14 protein-coding genes (1 of these 14 only partly in view) are annotated in these 17,940 nt (G+C 64.2%); 3 read left to right on the forward strand and 11 right to left on the reverse strand.

Going from position 1 to position 17,940, the window contains the following annotated elements; translation table 11 throughout:
* Positions 1-947, forward strand: the 3' portion of a protein-coding gene (locus FJ426_RS20880; RefSeq protein WP_181168324.1) for a M23 family metallopeptidase. The gene continues 1,024 nt to the left of window position 1, outside the view; the window shows 947 of its 1,971 coding nt (coding positions 1,025-1,971); its start codon lies off the left edge, out of view; it ends in the stop codon at positions 945-947.
* A 17-nt stretch (positions 948-964) separates the two neighbouring features.
* Here the strand turns inward: FJ426_RS20880 and FJ426_RS20885 are convergent, their stop codons facing one another.
* Positions 965-2,518 (reverse strand): MFS transporter, encoded by a 1,554-nt coding sequence (locus tag FJ426_RS20885; protein WP_140513831.1) that lies wholly within the window; start codon positions 2,516-2,518, stop codon positions 965-967.
* Between the two features lie 183 nt (positions 2,519-2,701).
* Here FJ426_RS20885 and FJ426_RS20890 point away from each other — a divergent pair, with 183 nt between their 5' ends.
* Positions 2,702-3,334 (forward strand): TMEM175 family protein, encoded by a 633-nt coding sequence (locus tag FJ426_RS20890; RefSeq protein ID WP_140513832.1) that lies wholly within the window; start codon positions 2,702-2,704, stop codon positions 3,332-3,334.
* A 113-nt stretch (positions 3,335-3,447) separates the two neighbouring features.
* Here FJ426_RS20890 and FJ426_RS20895 read toward each other — a convergent pair whose 3' ends face one another.
* The 9 genes from FJ426_RS20895 to FJ426_RS20935 form a co-directional block, all read right to left on the reverse strand.
* Complete coding sequence (locus tag FJ426_RS20895) at positions 3,448-4,938, reverse strand: L,D-transpeptidase family protein (RefSeq protein WP_140560203.1); 1,491 nt, start codon at positions 4,936-4,938, stop codon at positions 3,448-3,450.
* Between the two features lie 256 nt (positions 4,939-5,194).
* Positions 5,195-5,554 carry an MmcQ/YjbR family DNA-binding protein gene (locus FJ426_RS20900; protein WP_140560202.1) on the reverse strand — a complete coding sequence of 120 codons (360 nt, stop codon included), beginning with the start codon at positions 5,552-5,554 and terminating at the stop codon, positions 5,195-5,197.
* A gap of 61 nt (positions 5,555-5,615) precedes the next feature.
* Positions 5,616-8,222 carry an ATP-dependent chaperone ClpB gene (clpB, locus tag FJ426_RS20905; protein ID WP_140560201.1) on the reverse strand — a complete coding sequence of 869 codons (2,607 nt, stop codon included), beginning with the start codon at positions 8,220-8,222 and terminating at the stop codon, positions 5,616-5,618.
* Positions 8,223-8,441: 219 nt separating this feature from the next.
* Entirely contained in the window at positions 8,442-9,383 is a 942-nt protein-coding gene (locus FJ426_RS20910) for a DUF4167 domain-containing protein (protein ID WP_140560200.1), read from the reverse strand.
* 304 nt (positions 9,384-9,687) lie between these two features.
* Positions 9,688-10,560 (reverse strand): peptide chain release factor N(5)-glutamine methyltransferase, encoded by an 873-nt coding sequence (gene prmC / locus FJ426_RS20915; RefSeq protein WP_140565939.1) that lies wholly within the window; start codon positions 10,558-10,560, stop codon positions 9,688-9,690.
* Positions 10,553-11,632, reverse strand: a complete 1,080-nt coding sequence (gene prfA / locus FJ426_RS20920) for a peptide chain release factor 1 (RefSeq protein ID WP_140560198.1) — start codon at positions 11,630-11,632, stop codon at positions 10,553-10,555. The genes prmC and prfA overlap by 8 nt, the downstream gene beginning before the upstream one ends.
* A gap of 10 nt (positions 11,633-11,642) precedes the next feature.
* On the reverse strand, positions 11,643-13,913 hold the full coding sequence (gene ptsP / locus FJ426_RS20925; protein ID WP_140560197.1) for a phosphoenolpyruvate--protein phosphotransferase: 2,271 nt from the start codon (positions 13,911-13,913) through the stop codon (positions 11,643-11,645).
* 80 nt (positions 13,914-13,993) lie between these two features.
* Positions 13,994-15,247, reverse strand: coding sequence for an aspartate kinase (locus tag FJ426_RS20930; protein ID WP_140525454.1), 1,254 nt, complete (start codon positions 15,245-15,247; stop codon positions 13,994-13,996).
* Positions 15,248-15,458: 211 nt separating this feature from the next.
* Complete coding sequence (locus FJ426_RS20935) at positions 15,459-16,031, reverse strand: putative glycolipid-binding domain-containing protein (RefSeq protein WP_140560196.1); 573 nt, start codon at positions 16,029-16,031, stop codon at positions 15,459-15,461.
* Positions 16,032-16,244: 213 nt separating this feature from the next.
* Here FJ426_RS20935 and ubiG point away from each other — a divergent pair, with 213 nt between their 5' ends.
* Positions 16,245-16,994 (forward strand): bifunctional 2-polyprenyl-6-hydroxyphenol methylase/3-demethylubiquinol 3-O-methyltransferase UbiG, encoded by a 750-nt coding sequence (gene ubiG, locus FJ426_RS20940; protein WP_140558167.1) that lies wholly within the window; start codon positions 16,245-16,247, stop codon positions 16,992-16,994.
* A gap of 6 nt (positions 16,995-17,000) precedes the next feature.
* On the opposite strand, the gene FJ426_RS20945 is transcribed toward ubiG, so the two are convergent.
* A complete protein-coding gene (locus FJ426_RS20945) occupies positions 17,001-17,915 on the reverse strand; it encodes a DMT family transporter (protein WP_140513841.1) in 915 nt (304 codons plus the stop codon).
* Between the last annotated feature and the right edge of the window lie 25 nt (positions 17,916-17,940).

Raw genomic sequence — 17,940 nt, forward strand, 5'->3', positions numbered from 1 at the left:
CCCAGCATATCGTCACCATAGCGCTCGACGATCGCGGCCAGTATGTGCCGGCGCAGGAACCGGAGCCCAATCCGGAGTTGCTGACGGCGTTCGATGATTCGTCGGCGCCAGTGGTGGTGCGCGGCAACCTGCCCAACGTCTATGACGGCATCTACCGCGCCGCCTATTCCTACGGCATGTCCAAGGCCATGACGCAGCGGCTCATCAAGCTGTTGGCTTCCGATGTCGACTTCCAGTCCCGCCTCAATCCGGCCGACCGTCTCGAAGTGCTGTTCTCGCAGCCCGACGGCGACGACCAGACCTCGGACAATTCCGAACTGCTTTACGTCTCGGCGACCTTCGGCGGGCAGACGCGCAATTTCTACCGCTTCCAGATGCAGGACGGCAGCACGGATTATTTCGACGAGGACGGCTCGAGCGCCCAGCAGTTCCTGCTGCGCAATCCGTTGCCGGCCGGAAAGTTCCGCTCCGGCTTTGGCGCGCGCAGGCACCCGATCCTCGGCTATGTCCGCATGCATACCGGCGTCGACTGGGCAGCCCCCATCGGCACGCCGATCATCGCCGCGGGCAATGGCGTCATCGAGAAGGTCGGCTGGGCCGGCGGCTATGGCAAGCAGATCATCATTCGCCATGCCAACGGCTATGAGACCTCCTACAATCACCAGAGCGCTTTTGCCAAAGGCATCGAACCGGGCGTTCACGTCCGCCAAGGCCAGACCATCGGCTATCTCGGCCAGACCGGCCTCGCCACCGGCCCGCATCTTCACTACGAGCTGATCGTCAATGGCACCAAGGTCGATCCGATGCGCGTCCGCCTGCCCGTCGGCAAGGTGTTGAAGGGCGAGGACCTTGTCGCCTTCAAGCGTGAACGCGAGCGCATCGACGACCTGCTGAAGCAGGAAGACAGTGATTCGCTGAAGGTCGCGAGCGCCAAGATCGAAGGATAGTTCCTTCGATCCACCCGTCAGTCGCGAGGGTTTTCGGCGGGCCGGCGCCATGGCAATGATTCGCCTGAAATCGTCATCCAGGCGATGACAGCCGAAAGCAGGCAAAGCAGCGCCGTTACAAAGGAAACAGCCGAGAATGCGGCGTCGCTGGCGGCAAGCCGTGCGGCGTCGACAGCCGGGGCCAGTCCGGTCGTCGCCGGTTCACCGAACCCCGGCACGCCGGGCAAGGCGCTGCCATCCAGGGCCTTCGCGTAGACCCAGGCGGCAAGCGACCCCATAGCCGCAACCGCAATCAGGCCGCCTATGCGCGAGACGGCATTGTTGATACCGGAGGCCGCGCCCGTATCCTTGTCTTCCACCGCCGTCATGATCGCGGTCGACAGCGGCGACACCACCAGCGCCATGCCGAACCCCATCAGCGCCATCAGCGGAAATGTTCCGGTCCAGAAATTGTGGATACCGGCATGCGTCAACAAGCCAAGCCCGGCGAAGGCGAAGGCAACCACCAGACTGCCGCTGGCGATCGGAAAACGCGGTCCGATCCGGTCGGACCACTGGCCGACAGGCCCAGACAGCAGTGCGATCAATGCAGACAGCGGCAGGAAGATGAAGCCGACCTCGGCCGTGCTCAGCCCCCAGCCGGCGATCAAAAGCATGGGCAGGTAGAAAAGATTGGCCGACAGCGCGAAATAGAGGAAGAAGGTCGCGAGATTGGCGCCGGCGAAGGCGCCGATGCGAAACAGATTGAGATCGATCATCGGCTCGCGCTGCCGGCGCTCGTAGAAAATGAAGACGAAAAGCAGGACCACGCCGGCAACGATTGCCGAACCCGACATGAATCCGGCAGCCTCCGCGTTCATCGCCGTCAGCCCGTAGGCCAGCAACCCGAAGGCCAGTGTCGCCAGCGCCGCGCCGCCAAGATCGAGGCTGCGCTTTTCGGTCGGCCGATCCGCCGGGATCTTGGCGAGCAGCAGGTAGATCGAAACCAGCCCAAGCGGCAGGTTGATGGCAAATATCGCACGCCAGATTCCATTGCCGAGGGTCGACAGCACGAAACCGCCCAGCACCGGACCGAGTGCCGTGGTCAGCGCCGAAGCGGCGGCCCAGATGCCGATTGCGCGGCCGCGCTCCTTTTTCGGATAGGCCTTGGCGATGATGGCAAGGCTGCCCGGCACCATGATCGCCGCGCCGACGCCCTGGATTGCGCGAAACGCGATCAGCACCGCCGGATTGGGCGCCAGCGCGCAGGCCAATGAAGCGGCGATGAACAGCGCGATGCCGGCGACGAAGGCGCGGCGCAGGCCGAAGCGGTCGCCCGCAGCACCGCCGGCAAGGATGAGCGCCGAAAGCGTCAGCGCATAGGCATTGGATATCCACTGCGCTTGCGCCAGGCTGGCGCCGAGATCGACGCGGATTGCCGGCGTGGCGATGGCAAGGATCGAACCGTCGATGAAACCAAGCGCTGAAGCCAGGATCGCGGCGATCAGCACATAACGCCGCTGCGACTGCGGGCAGAACGTACCGTTGGCGGTCGGTGGCGGGACGGCAGCGGCTTTGCTCGGTGAATGCATGCAACCTGCATAAACCCGCGGCGCGCGCGCAACAACCAGCCAGCGGTCCCGGTCGTTGAAACCAGCTGCGCAGCCACCTGGCCGCATTGGCAGGTGCCGGCCCACGCAGGTGCAAACAAGCGCCGGCATGCTAAGTTTTCACGCGGCATCGAATGGGAGCCGATCAGGCAGGGGAGAAAACCGATGAAGCGACCGCTCGAACCATCCCAGTCCGGGCTCCACCGCGTCGTCGGGCTGACCGACGGCGTCTTCGCCATCGCGCTGACCCTGATCGTTCTGGAGATTCGTGTGCCGACGCACGAGGCGATCCATTCCGAAGGCGATCTCCTCGACGCCGTCCTGGCGTTGGCGCCGCGCTTCCTGACCTATGCGCTTTCCTTCCTGACGCTGACCATCTTCTGGTTCGGCCAGCAGGCGCAGCATGGGTTGATCACCAGATCCGACAGGCGGCTGGCAACGCTCAATTTGTGCTTTCTCGCCTTTATCGCCCTGCTGCCGTTCTCGACCGATCTTCTGGCCGACTTCCTCGAATTCAGAACCGCGGTCGCCGTCTATTGGCTCAATCTGCTGATGCTCGGCGTCACCCTGATCGCCAGCTGGCGCTATGCGGAGAAAAATGGCCTTCTGGCGGATGATGTCGACGTCGAAACGAAACGCACGGTCTACCTGCGCATCGTCAAGGCGCAGCTTCTGTGGGCGGTCGGCGCCCTGCTCTGTCTGGTCACCCCGCTGCTCAGCGTCGGCTTCATTCTCATGGTGCAGCTGATTTATGCCGCGACACCGAGCGCGAAATGGTTGCGCAGGATAATCGGGTAGAGCAATTCCAGGAAAAACGTGGCGGTTTCCCGGGAAAAGCGCGCAGCGCTGGAGCGGCTCGGAAGTCCATCGAACACTGAACCGCTCTAACCAGCGACGAACGCCGCATCGTCTCAGTCGACGAATTCCACCGTCACGCCGGGCGAAACCAGCTTGGCCAGTTCGCGGGCATCCCAATTGGTTAGTCGCACGCAACCATGGCTTTCGGTCTTGCCGATCTTCGAGGGATCCGGCGTGCCATGGATGCCGTAGGTCGGCTTGTCCAACGCGATCCACACCGAGCCGACAGGGCCATTCGGGCCGGGCGGAATGGTCAGGACCTTATTGTTCTCGCCCTGTTTGAAATTGATGTTGGGGTTGTAAGTGTAGTTCGGATCAAGCGCGACACGGGACACGGCATGAATGCCGGACGGCGACGGCGTGTCGGACGAGCCGATGGTGGCGGGATAGGCCGCGACCAGCTTGCCCGCCGTATCATAGGCAAAGACCTCTTTCTTGCCCTTGTCGGCGACGATGCGAGCCACCGGCGACGACACCAGTCTGCCGAAATTGGCAACCTTGATGATCGTTCCGGGACGGTTGAAATTGGCCTCCGGGTTGAGCGCCTTGAGATAGTTCTCGTCCATGTGGAAGCGCTCGGCAAGCGCTTCCGTGACGGACGTATAGCCCATGCGGTCGAGCTGCGCCTTCTGGCTGTAATCTTCCGGGATCGACGCAACATAGGGACCGGCCGCATCCTCCGGCGTGATCGTGTAGTTGGCCAAGGCATCGCCGCCCGATTGTGCAAGGGCCGCCTGGATGCCGACGGCGTCGGTCGATCGCAGATTGCTGCCGGTGATCTGGTTGTAGGCAGCCAGCGCCTTGTCGACATTCGAACCGAAGCGCCCGTCGATGACGCCAGGCGAAGCGCCGCCGCGATCAAGCAGCACCTGCAGAGCCGCGACATCCTGGCGTGCTCCGAGCGAAAGCGACGGGTCGACCACAGTCTTGCCGCCTGCTTTCGGCGGTAATCCCGCCTCGTCTGCGGGCGCCGGCTGCGCGGCGGGAGCCGTGGGCTGGACCGGCTCTATCGAGGCCTCGTTCAGCGGCTGCCGCTTGATGGAGGGCGGCGTTGCCGGCTGCGGCGCTTCCGGATAGTTGTCGTCGTAGACGCCGTCGCCGCCGGGGGCCGGCGGGTAGGCCTCGACGGAATTGTCGCCATAGGGATCATATTCCTGGACGGGCGGCGCGATGACCCGGCCTTCGTCTTCCATCTGCCTGCGGCGGAAGCGTGCCATGTCTTCCGGATCGTCGAGATAGTAGCGGTCGTCGTCGGCGGGAACGCGGCCGAGTTCGCGCAGCCGTGTCTCGCGGCGCAGCGCGCGTCGGTCGAGCCTGGTCTGCGGCGGTTGGATGGCGACGACCTTGCCCGTGTCCGCATCGACGATGACGCGGTTCCCCCTGGCGTCGTAATAGATGTCGAGATTGCCGTCCTGGGCCAGCAGGATGCCGCCGTCAGCGGGGCGGACGACCCGCGGCGAAGCGTCCTCAGTCGGCGCGGCGAACGCGCTTGAAAACGCCAGTCCGGCCGCAAGTGCCGAAAGGGTGAAGATCGTCCGCAACATCGTGGGCAAACTCTCCGGTCCGTAATTGCCGTCGCAGGCGGCTTTCGCGCGTAGCGAATCCTTCGCCAGCGAACCACCGCCCGACCATAAGGTTCCAATATGAACCGGGCATGAAGATGGCGGTTTTCCGGCGCCTCGACGAATATCAGCTAAATGCATATCGTCCAAAAGCGGCCCGGTTTGGGGCGAACGACATGCATAGAACCAAGAGCTAAAGCGCGTCGCCTGAATCCGTCGAACGTGACGCGCTTTAGCCTCAGGCAAGTCCCAGTTCCTTTCGCGCCTGCTTCGTCAACTTCAGGGCGACAAGACGATGGCTCTCGCGCAGGTAATCCTTCAGCGCGCCATCATCCATGCTCTGGCTTGTCTGGCGCTGGATCCATTTCATGCCGCGCGAGGCAAGATAGGGTGCGGGCCGCAAGCCCGGCTGCTCCTTCAGCACATCATAGGCAATGTCGGAGCATTTGAAGGTGATGAAAGGGTCGCGGCCCTCGCTCCGGCCGCCGATGGCAAAGACCTTGGCGCCGACCTTCCAGACATGGGTGCCGCCCCACTGGACGACATGCGATGTGGCGGGCAGCGAGGCGCAGAGGCCGTTATAGTCGTCCAGCGTCATGCGTGCTCCTGCCGAAAGACGCGAAAAGGCCGCGCGCCCGTCCTGGGCGCGCGGCGTTCAATCATGCTGCCGCTTCGGTCGCGACGACCGTCGGCTTCGAACGGAAATTCAGCCGGTCGGAGCCGGCGGTCACCTTGACGGTCGAGCCGTCGAGAATCTCGCCGAGCAGGATCTTCTCAGCCAGCGGATCCTGCAAGTCTTTCTGCATCACCCGCTTCAACGGCCGCGCGCCATAGGCAGGGTCGTAACCCTTGGATGCCAGCCAGTCGATCGCCTCCTGGTCCAGCGACAGCGTGATCTTGCGGTCGACCAGCAGGTTTTCCAGCCGCTTGAGCTGGATTTCGACGATGCGGCCCATATCCTGCCGGCGCAGCCGATGGAACAGGATCACCTCGTCGACGCGGTTGAGGAACTCCGGCCGGAACGACGCCTTGACGACGTTCATCACTTCGTCGCGAACCTGGTCGACATCCTGGTCCTCGCGGAGATTGACCAGGTATTCGGCGCCGAGGTTCGACGTCATGATGATCAGCGTGTTGCGGAAGTCGACCGTGCGGCCCTGCCCATCGGTGAGCCGGCCGTCGTCGAGCACCTGCAGGAGCACGTTGAACACGTCGGGATGCGCTTTCTCGATCTCGTCGAACAGCACGACCTGATAGGGCCGGCGCCGCACCGCTTCGGTTAGCGCGCCGCCTTCCTCATAACCGACATAGCCGGGAGGCGCGCCGATCAATCGGGCAACCGAATGCTTCTCCATGAACTCCGACATGTCGATGCGCACCATCGCGCTCTCGTCGTCGAACAGGAAGTTCGCCAGCGCCTTGGTCAGTTCGGTCTTGCCAACGCCGGTCGGGCCGAGGAACATGAACGAGCCGATCGGCCGGTTCGGATCCTGCAGGCCGGCGCGAGCGCGCCGCACTGCCTTGGAAACAGCTTGCACCGCCTCGCCCTGGCCGACGACGCGCTTGCCGATCTCGTCTTCCATGCGCAACAGCTTGTCGCGCTCGCCTTCCAGCATCTTGTCGACCGGAATTCCGGTCCAGCGCGAGACGATGTGGGCGACATGATCGGGCGTGACCACTTCCTCGACCATGCCGGCCTTGCCGTCCTGGGCCTCGGCTTCCTTCAGCTTCTTTTCCAGTTCCGGGATCTTGCCATAGGCAAGCTCGCCGGCGCGCTGGAACTCGCCCTTGCGCTGGGCGATGGCCAGTTCGTTGCGCGCCTCGTCAAGCTGCTTCTTGAGGTCGGCGGCGAGCCCGAGCTTCTGCTTCTCGGCCTGCCACTTCGAGGTCATCTCGGTCGATTCCTCCTCGAGGCTGGCGAGGTCCTTCTCGAGCCGGGCAAGCCTGTCCTTCGAAGCTTCGTCCTTCTCGACCTTCAGCGCTTCGCGCTCGATCTTGAGCTGCATGATGCGGCGGTCGATCTCGTCCAGCGCTTCGGGCTTGGAATCGACCTGCATGCGAAGCCTCGAAGCGGCTTCGTCGACGAGGTCGATCGCCTTGTCCGGCAGGAACCGGTCGGCGATGTAGCGGTTGGACAGCGTCGCCGCCGCGACCAGCGCCGAATCGGAAATGCGCACCTTGTGGTGCTGTTCGTATTTCTCCTTCAGGCCGCGCAGGATGGAGACCGTGTCCTCCACCGTCGGCTCCTCGACGAAGACCGGCTGGAAGCGGCGGGCGAGTGCGGCATCCTTCTCCACATGCTTGCGGTATTCGTCGAGCGTGGTGGCGCCGACGCAGTGCAGTTCGCCGCGCGCCAGCGCCGGCTTCAGAAGGTTGGACGCATCCATGGCGCCGTCCGCCTTGCCGGCGCCGACCAGGGTGTGCATCTCGTCGATGAACAGGATGATCCCGCCGGCAGCGGCAGTGACCTCGGAAAGCACGGCCTTCAGCCGCTCCTCGAACTCACCGCGATATTTGGCGCCGGCGATCAGCGCGCCCATGTCGAGCGCCATCAGCTGCTTGTCCTTCAGCGATTCCGGCACGTCGCCATTGACGATACGCAGCGCCAGGCCTTCTGCAATCGCCGTCTTGCCGACGCCCGGCTCGCCGATCAGCACCGGATTGTTCTTGGTGCGGCGCGACAGCACCTGGATGGTGCGGCGGATCTCGTCGTCGCGGCCGATGACCGGATCGAGCTTGCCGGCGCGGGCATCGGCGGTGAGATCGCGCGCGTATTTCTTCAGCGCGTCATAGCCCTGTTCGGCATTCGCCGAATCGGCGGTGCGGCCCTTGCGGACATCGTTGATCACCTGGTTGAGCGCCTGCGCGGTAACGCCGGCCTTGGCCAGTATGTCTGATGTCTTGGCCGATTTCTCGACCGCCAGCGCGGTCAGCAGCCTTTCGACCGTGACGAAGCTGTCGCCGGCCTTCTTGGCCAGTTCCTCGGCCGTCGAAAACACCTTGGCCAACGGCTGTGCCAGATAGAGCTGGCCGTTGCCGCCCTCCACCTTGGGCATCGCTTCGAGTGCCGTCTCGATGCCGAGCTTGACGTCGCGGACGCTGCCGCCGGCGCGCTCGATGAGCGACGCAGCCAGACCCTCGTCGTCATCGACGAGCACTTTCAGGATATGTTCGGGGGTGAATTGCTGGTGGTTGCGCGAGAGCGCCATGGTTTGCGCGGATTGGATGAAGCCGCGCACGCGCTCCGAGTATTTCTCGAGATTCATACCTGTCTCCTTCCATCACCGGCCCGCTTTGCGGCACCGGATCAGTTTGCGGTGACGGACCCGCCCGTGAGAGCCGGGTCCAGTTGAGGCTGATATGGTGCGCAACCCGCGAACCCTCAAGACGTCTCGATGGCTGCGAAAGCATAATATTCCACGGCCGCGCAAAACGAAAACGGCGGAGATTTCTCTCCGCCGTTCAATGCATGGAAGCGTCGCCGCTCAGTTGTCGATGTCGGCGACCGCGGTGTCGGCGTTGCCATTGTCCGTCGGCGCCGCGACCACCTCGCCAGCGTCGGCATTGTCGTTGCCGCTGGTGATCTGGTCGGCATTGCCGCGCGGGCGGCGCGGACGCCTCGGACGACGGCTGGGACTAGTCTCCGCGGCCGTCTCATTGAGTTCGGCCTGGGCTGCGAGCCCGGCCGGCGACAGGTTCTCGAACAGCGGCGCCGCCTGCTCGACCGGCGCGGCGGATTCGGCTGGCGTGGCGACCTCGGCCTGTTCGGCCGTCTCGTTGCGCTGCTGCTGGGCACCCTGCTCGGCGGACGAACCATAATCGCCGCGCTGGCTGTTCTGGCCATAGCCGCCATTGGGGCGGCGGTCGCGATGGCGTCCGCCATTGTTGTCGCGGCCGCCACTGTTGCGCCCGCCATTATTATCACGATCGCGATTATCACGATCGCGGCCGTTTTCCCGGTTCAGCGCGACTTCGGCCGGCATGCCTTCGATAACCGGCTGCGGACCCGCGCCGTGATTGATCACCGGAACCGGCGCATCCGCAACGTTGTTGCCGGCGTTGCCGGCATTGTCGAACTCGTCGCGATCCTCATCGCCATCATCGTCGAATTCGTCGCGATTCTGCTGGACGTTCTGGATCGGCATCTGCGCCTGCGCGGCCGCAATGATGCGATTATAGTGCTCGGCGTGCTGGAGATAGTTCTCCGCCATCACCCGGTCGCCGGAGCTTTGCGCATCACGGGCAAGGGTGGCGTACTTTTCAGCGATCTGCTGAGCAGACCCACGGATCTTCACGTCCGGGCCGTTGCTCTCGTAGTTGCGCGTCAGGGGATTTGGCCCCTTGCGGTTGTTGTTATTGTTGTTGTTGCCGCCGCCGCCATTGTTGTTGCGACCGCGCATGCGCCTGTTCTGCTGTTGTGGCCTCATTCGACTCTCTTCATATTGAAATTTTCGAAAACTCTTCACGAACGGTGGCGCTCATGCAGCCAGCCGTTTCGTTTCTTCACCGGCGTTCGCCCGCATCAATTGCGTTGGCGCCACGTGCCATCCTGTTCCGGTTACATCACTTGCCGGACGATTCCCGCACGAAGCTTGGGCGTCGTTTGCGCAAGAAGGCAGCTATTTCCAAGGAAAACCGAATCGCTAAGAGCACTGCCTGCTTCGTCTCATCCGGTTAACGCGACCCTAGCCGCATTCCCCGGCATTGCCAAGCGGTTTTTTTCGCACTGCGTCAAGGCTTTCCCCGTTGAAAGACAAGAACCCTGTCGTTTCCGCCGAGGTCGCCAAACGCACCAGCGACCGCATAGCCGGACGAGCGAAATATAGCGGTGACCTCGATGTGCTGTGTGTAGCCGATCTCGACCGCAATCCTGCTTCCGGCTTCTAGAAACTTAGCCGCCTCAGCGGCGATGACCCTGTAAGGGGCCAACCCATCCGCGCCGCCATCCAGGGCCAGGCGCGGGTCGAAATCGCGGACTTCATCCTGCAGATTTCCGATGTCTTCCGATCGTATATAGGGAGGGTTTGCGACAATTACATGGTATCGACCAGAAACTTTTTCAAACCAGTCGGACAGCAGCGCCGTGAACCGGTCGCCAAGCCCCAATTTCGCGGCATTGCGCGTTGCCGTCCTCAACGCCCCTTCCGAGAGGTCGACCCCGGTGGCAATCGCTGCCGGCACGGCGCTGAGCAGCGCCAGCGCGATGGCTCCGCTGCCGGTTCCCAGATCGAGGATGCGGCACTCGCCCTCGCGCATGACGGTTGCCCTGACAAAGGGCAGTATGGCCTCGACCAGCGTTTCGGTGTCGGGCCGCGGCTCGAGCGTTTCCGGCGACAGCGACAGCCGCAACCCGTAGAACTCCCGATAGCCCAGGATGCGGTGCACGGGCTCGCCGCCCGCGCGGCGCCTCAAGGCGCGGTCGATCTGGACAAGAGCAGCGGCATCGACCGCATGTTCGGGATCGGCAATGGCCTGCGTGCGGGTCGTACCTGAAAAGTGCTCCACGATCAGTCTTGCATCGAGCGCGGGATCATCGACCGCGGCCAGGCGCGCTCGCGCTGCCCGCAGCAGCGGCCCCAGCGCCTGGGGCAAAGGATCAGCCATCAAGACCGATATCGGCGAGCAGCTTCGACTGGTGATCGGCGATCAGAGCGTCGATGACTTCGTCGAGTTCGCCCATCATCACCCGGTCGAGCTTGTAGAGCGTCAGGTTGATGCGATGATCGGTGACGCGGCCTTGCGGAAAATTGTAGGTGCGGATGCGTTCCGAGCGGTCGCCGGAGCCGACCTGCGACTTGCGCGATTCCGAGCGCTCCTCATCGGCCTTGCTGCGTTCCAGGTCGTAGAGCCGGGCCCGCAGGATCTGCATGGCCTTGGCCCGGTTCTGGTGCTGCGATTTCTCCGCCTGCACCACCATGATGCCGGTCGGCAAATGGGTGATGCGCACTGCCGAATCGGTGGTGTTGACGTGCTGGCCGCCCGAGCCCGACGCGCGCATCGTGTCGATGCGGATGTCTTCGGCCCGGATGTCGATGTCGACTTCCTCCGCCTCCGGCAGCACGGCTACCGTCGCCGCCGAGGTGTGAATGCGTCCGCTGGCCTCGGTCGCGGGCACGCGCTGCACCCGGTGGACGCCGGACTCGAATTTCAGATGCGCGAAAACCCCCTTGCCGGAAACCGTGGCGATGATTTCCTTATAGCCGCCGGCATCGCCCTCGCTGGCCGATACCGTCTCGAACCGCCAGCCACGCGAAGCGGCATAGCGCTCATACATGCGAAACAGGTCGCCGGCGAACAATGCTGCCTCGTCGCCGCCGGTGCCGGCGCGGATTTCCAGGATGGCGTTCTTGTCATCGGCCGCATCCCTGGGCAAGAGCAGGATCTGGATGTCCTTCTGCAACGCTTCGATGCGCTCATCGACCTCTGGCAGGTCGGCCTCGGCGAGCGCCCGCATCTCGGCATCGGTGCCCTTGTCGGCGAGCATCGCCTCGAGATCGGCCTGCTCCTGCTCGGCCGAGCGCAAGGCTCTGACCTTGGCAACCATCTCCTGGAGCTCGGCATATTCCGATGCCATCTTAACATAGGCCTCCGGCGCCGGGCCGGCCGACATCTGCGCTTCGAGCATTTCGAAACGCTTGACGACTTGATCCATGCGGTCGCGGGGAAGGGAGATCATTGCAAAGGTGCTATAACGGAATTGAGCGGTCGTCGGCAAAGGCCTGCAGCAGCGCCCGCATCGGCAGCACCTGGGCCGGCGCCATCAGATTGTCGTCGAAGAACGCTTTCAACGCCTCCAGCGGCAATTCGGTCAGCATCGCCTTGACCGGACCGATCGAAGCGGGCGACATCGAGATAGAACGGAAACCGAGGCCGACCAGCGCCATTGCCGAGATCGGCTTGCCGGCGAGTTCGCCGCAGAGTGTGACGGGCGTGTGGTTGCGGGCGCCGGCATCGGCGATGGTCTTGAGCACCCGCAGGAACGGCGTCGACAACGTGTCGAAGCGATCGGAAAGCTGCGTGTTGCCGCGGTCGACCGCCATCACGAACTGGAACAGGTCGTTCGAGCCGACCGAGACGAAGTCGACCGCCTTCATCAACTCGTCAAGCTGGAACAGGAGGGACGGCACCTCCAACATTGCCCCGAGCTTGAGGCTGGTCGGCAAATGATGGGCAAAGCGCGACAGATGCCGCACCTCGCGGTCGATGATTTCACGCGCCTGGGCGATCTCGCCGAGCTCGGTGACCATCGGCAGCATCAGCTTGAGCTCCCGCCCGCCGCAGGCTTTCAGCAGGGCGCGGATCTGGGTGCGCAGCAATCCCGGACGGTCCAGCGTCAGGCGGATCGCCCGCCAGCCGAGAGCCGGGTTCTCTTCCTGGATGGCGCCTTTGAAATAGGGCAGCACCTTGTCGCCGCCGATATCGATGGTGCGGAAGGTGACCGGCTTGCCGCGCGCGGCATCGAGCACGTCGCGGTAGAGCCGCTCCTGCGCCTCGGCACGGGGAAAGGTCGAGGCGACCATGAATTGCAATTCGGTGCGGAACAGGCCGATCCCGGCGGCACCCGATTCGGCCAGTTGCGGCAGGTCGACGGCAAGCCCGGCATTCATCAAAAGGTCGACCGCAACGCCATCCTTGGTCACCGACGGCTTCTTGCGCAGTTCGCGGTAGACTTCCTGCCGGCGCGCCCGGAACCGCACCTTTTCGGCATAGGCGGCTTCGAGATCCGACTGCGGACGAAGATGGATCGCGCCTTCCTCGCCGTCGACGATGATGGCATCGCCGTTTTCCGCCATGGAAACGGCGCCCTTCATCTGCCCGGCGACGGGAATGCCCATGGCGCGCGCGACGATGACGACGTGGCTGGTGGCGGCGCCATCCTCGAGCACCAGTCCGCGCAATTTGTCCCGGGGGTAGTCGAGCAGTTCGGCGGCGCCCATCGAGCGGGCGACGATGATGGCATCCTTCGGCAGCGAGGCCGCGACATCATCAGGCCCGCGTCCCATCAGCTGGCGCAGAAGCCGGTTGGCGAGATCGTCGAAATCGCTCATCCGCTCGCGCAGATAAGGATCGGTCATGTGCAGCATGCGCGCGCGCATGTCGCTCTGCACCTTTTCGACCGCAGCTTCCGCCGTCAGGCCGTTGCGGATCGCCTCTTCCAGCCGCCGGACCCAGCCGCGGTCGTTGGCGAACATGCGGTAGGCTTCCAGCACCTGGCGATGCTCGCCCTCGAAGGCGACGTCGCGGCGCTCGAGCATGTCGTCGATGGAAAGCCTGAGCGAGCCGAGCGATGCCTCGAGCCGGCGGACTTCCTCTTCGCTGTCCTCGTTGAACAGGTTGGTGACGACGATGCGCGGTTCGTGCAGCACGACATGGCCGAGCCCGACGCCCTCGTTGAACGACAGGCCGGTGAAGCTGACCGGGCGGCGCAGGTCGAGCTCGAGGCCGGGCCGCGTCAGCCGCGCCAGATCGCCGGTGGCGATCATCTCGGCGATGACCATGGCGGTGGTTTCCAACGCCTCGACCTCGTCGTCGCGATAGTGGCGCATGGTCTTGTTCTGCACCACCAGCACGCCCAGCGTGCGCCCTGCCCTGAGCACCGGCACGCCGAGGAAGGAATTGTAGATCTCTTCCCCGGTTTCCGGCAGGTAGGCGAAGGCCGGATGTTCCTGCGCATTGGACAGGTTGAGCGGCCGCGCGCTGGCGGCAATCGTGCCGACCAGACCTTGCCCCAGCCTGAGCTGCGCCAGGTGCACCGCGTTCGGGTTCAGGCCTTCGGTGGCGTAGAGTTCGAGCACGGAATCGGCGCGCAGCACATAGAGCGAGCACACTTCGGCGACCATGTTGGAGGCGATGTCGCGCACGATGCGGTCGAGCCGCTCCTGCGGCTCCAGCGGCTCCTGCATGAGCTCGCGGAGCCGTTTCAGCAGAACGCGCGGGCCACTGGCCGGGTCACGCATCGCGGCTTCTTCTCCAATAGGCTTCTTGCCGGCGCAGTTTCGGCCGCCGCCGGCACGCACGCAACAACTGATTCAGTCTGCTACTGCTTATCCAGACCGTAGACGGAATGCAAAGTGCGAACCGCGAGTTCCGTGTAAGGACCGTCGATCAGTATCGAAATCTTGATCTCGGAGGTGGTGATGGCGCGGATGTTGATTGCCTTCTCGGCCAGCGCCTTGAAGGCGGTGGCGGCAACGCCGGCATGGCTTCTCATGCCGATGCCGATGACCGAGACCTTCGACATGCCGGCTTCCGACTGCACGACGTCGTAGCCGACATCGGCCTTCAGCCGGTCGAGCACGGCCAGCGCTTTGTCCACGTCTCCGGAGGGCACCGTGAAGGTCATGTCGGTAAGCTTGCCGTCCTCGGAAATGTTCTGGACGATCATGTCTACGTTGATGTTGGCCTCGGCCAGCGGCCCGAAAATGCCGGCGGCGACGCCCGGCCGGTCGCCGACACGCCGCAGCGAAATCTGCGCCTCGTCCTTGGCATAGGCAATTCCGGTGACGACCTGCTGTTCCACGATCTCTTCCTCGTCGCAAATAAGCGTTCCGGGCGGATTGAGCAAATCCCCCATTCCGGGCGCGTCGGGATCGTCGAAGGACGACCGCACGAAGGTACGCACCCTGTGCACCATGGCAAGCTCGACCGATCGCACCTGCAGAACCTTGGCGCCGAGCGAGGCCATTTCAAGCATTTCCTCGAACGATATCTTGGCCAGCCGCCGCGCCTTGGGCTCGATGCGCGGATCGGTGGTGTAGACGCCGTCGACGTCGGTATAGATGTCGCAGCGGTCGGCTTTGACGGCGGCCGCGATCGCCACCGCGCTGGTGTCGGAGCCGCCACGACCAAGCGTTGCGATGCGGTTGTCCGGTCCGATGCCCTGGAAACCTGCGATGACGGCCACCTGGCCCTCGCCGAAGCGCTTGATCAGGAAAGCGCCGTCGATATCGAGGATGCGTGCCGCGCCATGCGCGTTGTCGGTCTTGATCGGGATCTGCCAGCCCTGCCAGGAGCGGGCGTGCACGCCCATGTTCTGCAAGGTGATCGCCAGGAGGCCTGCCGTCACCTGCTCGCCGGACGCAACCACGGCATCATATTCGCGCGCGTCGTGCATCGGCGAGGCCTCGCGCGTCCAGCCGACCAGTTCGTTGGTCTTGCCGGCCATCGCCGAGACCACCACCGCCACCTCGTGGCCGGCATCGACCTCCCGTTTGACGTGACGCGCCACATTGCGGATGCGGGCGATGTCGGCGACGGAGGTTCCGCCGAATTTCATCACGATGCGCGCCATGGAAGCGAAATGCCTTTGACTGAAGCCGGCTCTGCGCCGAAAAACCGAGGAAAGCGCCCGGCTGGCGCCGGCCGCTGAATGCGCGGCCTCCTTAGCCAAAACATCCAGGCTTCGCAAGCGATGGCGCACAAGAAGGGCGCCACGTGCCTGCTGGACTGGAACTCCATTTTGCGCAGCGCCGCTACCGGCAAGGCTCTCAGAGCGGCGGACCTCAGCCCGGGCGGGCGACGCTCTTCCACAAATCTGGATAGTCGAGCACGAAGCCGAGTGGAGAGACCTCCAGCACCGCCTCATAGCCGAACGCCGGCGCGGCATAGGCATAGCGGGCCGGGTCGAGGCGCCGGTAGGCCTGGTCGAGCCGCGTCACTCTGAGCTCGGGAAAGGCCAGATAGGCGGCCGGTGCCGGCGTCGCCTCGCCGACGGCGAGCGCGAACCGGCGGATCGCCAGGAGGTTCGAAGCCGGCGTGAAGCCGAGATCGACGTCGATCAGGCCGGCCACCTCCGGCTGCGGCTCGCCATCCAGCGTCCAGGAGCCGTCAGTATGGCGCTCGATCCCCAGGGAAAGCTCTTGCGGGCCGAGAAAGCCCTCGATACGTGCCGAGCGCGTGTGCCAGCCGGCATCGCAATCCACCTCGTAGGCGATGCAACACGGCTTGTCGTCTTGCAGGAAGATGGCCTGCCCCTTCAGGCGGTGCCCGCCGGGCCGCTGCGAGAGCATGCAGGAATCGTGACCTTCAAGGTCGAGCCTGCGCCAAAGGATCGATGCGGTCTGAATCACGGCCATCTCCTTTTCTCAACACGATCTTCCCTTTTTCGCACGCCGCCGCTTTTTTGTTTCGGCCGAGGTGCTCCCTGAGCTGACACGTCCTGACAGGGCGCCGCCGGCAATAGAGGGCGCTTGTCGGCGGTGCCGGCCTCGCACTGTCAGCAGGCGAAAATGCAGCCTTGACTTTCCCTCCCCCACGCCCGACTTGCTAGCGTCCGAGGAGACCAATCGATGCCAGAGCCCCGACGATCGACGATCGATGCCGGAGAAGTGGAGCGCTTTTCCGCCCTTGCCGCCGAATGGTGGAACCCGAACGGCAAGTTCCGGCCGCTGCACAAGTTCAACCCCATCCGGCTTGCCTACATACGCGACCAGGTGGCAACGCGCTTCGGCCGCGATCCGCGCGCGGCACGGCCATTCGAGGGCCTGCGCTTTCTCGACATCGGTTGCGGCGGCGGCCTGCTGTGCGAGCCGATGGCGCGGCTTGGCGCCGAAGTGGTCGGCGCCGATGCTTCCGCCACCAATATCGAAGTGGCCAAATTGCACGCCGCCGAAGTCGGCGTGACGATCGACTACCGCGCCACCACGGCCGAGGACCTGGCCGACGCCGGCGAAAAATTCGACGTTATCCTCAATATGGAAGTGGTCGAGCATGTCGCCGACATCGACCTGTTCGTCGCCAAATGCGGCGAGATGGTCAAGCCCGGCGGCATCATGTTCGTGGCCACGATCAACCGCACGCTGAAGGCGCTAGGGCTGGCCATCATCGGCGCCGAATATGTGCTGCGCTGGCTGCCGCGCGGCACTCATCAGTTCGGCAAGCTGGTGCGCCCGGAAGAGCTGGAAAAGGCGCTCAGCGGCGCCGGCCTGACCGTCATCGACCGCACCGGCGTCGTCTACCACCCGCTCGCCGACCGCTGGCAGCGGTCGAAAGACATGGACGTCAACTACATGGTGCTGGCGGAAAAGGGCACGGTCTGAACCGGCTCACGCCGCCTGACTCTGCGCCCTCGCGCTGGTCCCGCTTTGCGCCTTGGTGGTGATAAACACGCCGGCCGTGATGATGACAGCGCCTGCCCAGGTCAGCAGCTGATAGTGCTCGCCGAGGAAGATCGTGCCCGCGAACAGCCCGACGGCCGCCGCCACATAGCCGATCTGGCTGAGATAGACCGGGCCGCCCACCGCCTGCAGCCGGAAGAAGAAGGCAAACATTGCCGAAGCCGACGCCATCTGCGCGACGACCACAGGCGGTACCGCGCCCAGCGGAACAAACGCTTGCCAGCCGAAAAGCGTCAGGATGCCGAGGAGAAGCAAGGTCGCCGACGCCAGATGGCTGCCCACGGCAAGCTCGATCGGGCCGGTTCCTTCGGGCCAGTCGACGGTGCGGTAGATGTTGCCCGCGGCAAGGCTGACCGGGATCAGCAACCCGATCGTTACCCAGAAATAATCGGCCGGTTGGCCAGCTTCGCCGCGTGTAAGCGCGACCATGACCGCACCGATGAAGCCGACCGCAATGCCGATGACGCCGAGCAGGTTGGGGCGCCGAACGCCAAGCAAGATCGAGAACACGAGCGTGATCACCGGCGATAGCGTGAACATGATGCCCGTATATCCCGCGCCGAGATGCGGGATGGCCGAAAACATCAAGAGGTTGGGAAAGGCATAGGACACCGCCGCCGTGACGAAGAAATAGCGCAGCTTGCGCGCCGTAAGCTTGATGCGCTCGCCACGCAGCAGGAGAGCCAGCAACAGCACGCCGCCGGCACCGAGCGAGATGACGAAGGCCCAGACCATGGCCGGAACGCCGGCGGCGGTCGCAAGCTTGCCGAACGGCAGCGTCAGGCCAAGCAGGGCGCCCGTCACGACCAGCAGGCCAAGCGCCGAATCCCAGAGAAATTTCATCTGATGTCCTCGTCATCGTCGCCGG

It is taken from the genome of Mesorhizobium sp. B2-6-4 (genome assembly GCF_006441495.1).
Taxonomy (GTDB): Bacteria; Pseudomonadota; Alphaproteobacteria; order Rhizobiales; family Rhizobiaceae; genus Mesorhizobium.

Excerpts from the sequence above, each read along its gene's own strand:
- FJ426_RS20885 (WP_140513831.1), bottom strand. The coding sequence starts at position 2,518 with ATGCATTCACCGAGCAAAGCCGCTGCCGTCCCGCCACCGACCGCCAAC.
- FJ426_RS20890 (WP_140513832.1), top strand. The coding sequence starts at position 2,702 with ATGAAGCGACCGCTCGAACCATCCCAGTCCGGGCTCCACCGCGTCGTC.
- FJ426_RS20895 (WP_140560203.1), bottom strand. The coding sequence starts at position 4,938 with ATGTTGCGGACGATCTTCACCCTTTCGGCACTTGCGGCCGGACTGGCG.
- FJ426_RS20900 (WP_140560202.1), bottom strand. The coding sequence starts at position 5,554 with ATGACGCTGGACGACTATAACGGCCTCTGCGCCTCGCTGCCCGCCACA.
- clpB (WP_140560201.1), bottom strand. The coding sequence starts at position 8,222 with ATGAATCTCGAGAAATACTCGGAGCGCGTGCGCGGCTTCATCCAATCC.
- FJ426_RS20910 (WP_140560200.1), bottom strand. The coding sequence starts at position 9,383 with ATGAGGCCACAACAGCAGAACAGGCGCATGCGCGGTCGCAACAACAAT.
- prmC (WP_140565939.1), bottom strand. The coding sequence starts at position 10,560 with ATGGCTGATCCTTTGCCCCAGGCGCTGGGGCCGCTGCTGCGGGCAGCG.
- prfA (WP_140560198.1), bottom strand. The coding sequence starts at position 11,632 with ATGATCTCCCTTCCCCGCGACCGCATGGATCAAGTCGTCAAGCGTTTC.
- ptsP (WP_140560197.1), bottom strand. The coding sequence starts at position 13,913 with ATGCGTGACCCGGCCAGTGGCCCGCGCGTTCTGCTGAAACGGCTCCGC.
- FJ426_RS20930 (WP_140525454.1), bottom strand. The coding sequence starts at position 15,247 with ATGGCGCGCATCGTGATGAAATTCGGCGGAACCTCCGTCGCCGACATC.
- FJ426_RS20935 (WP_140560196.1), bottom strand. The coding sequence starts at position 16,031 with ATGGCCGTGATTCAGACCGCATCGATCCTTTGGCGCAGGCTCGACCTT.
- ubiG (WP_140558167.1), top strand. The coding sequence starts at position 16,245 with ATGCCAGAGCCCCGACGATCGACGATCGATGCCGGAGAAGTGGAGCGC.
- FJ426_RS20945 (WP_140513841.1), bottom strand. The coding sequence starts at position 17,915 with ATGAAATTTCTCTGGGATTCGGCGCTTGGCCTGCTGGTCGTGACGGGC.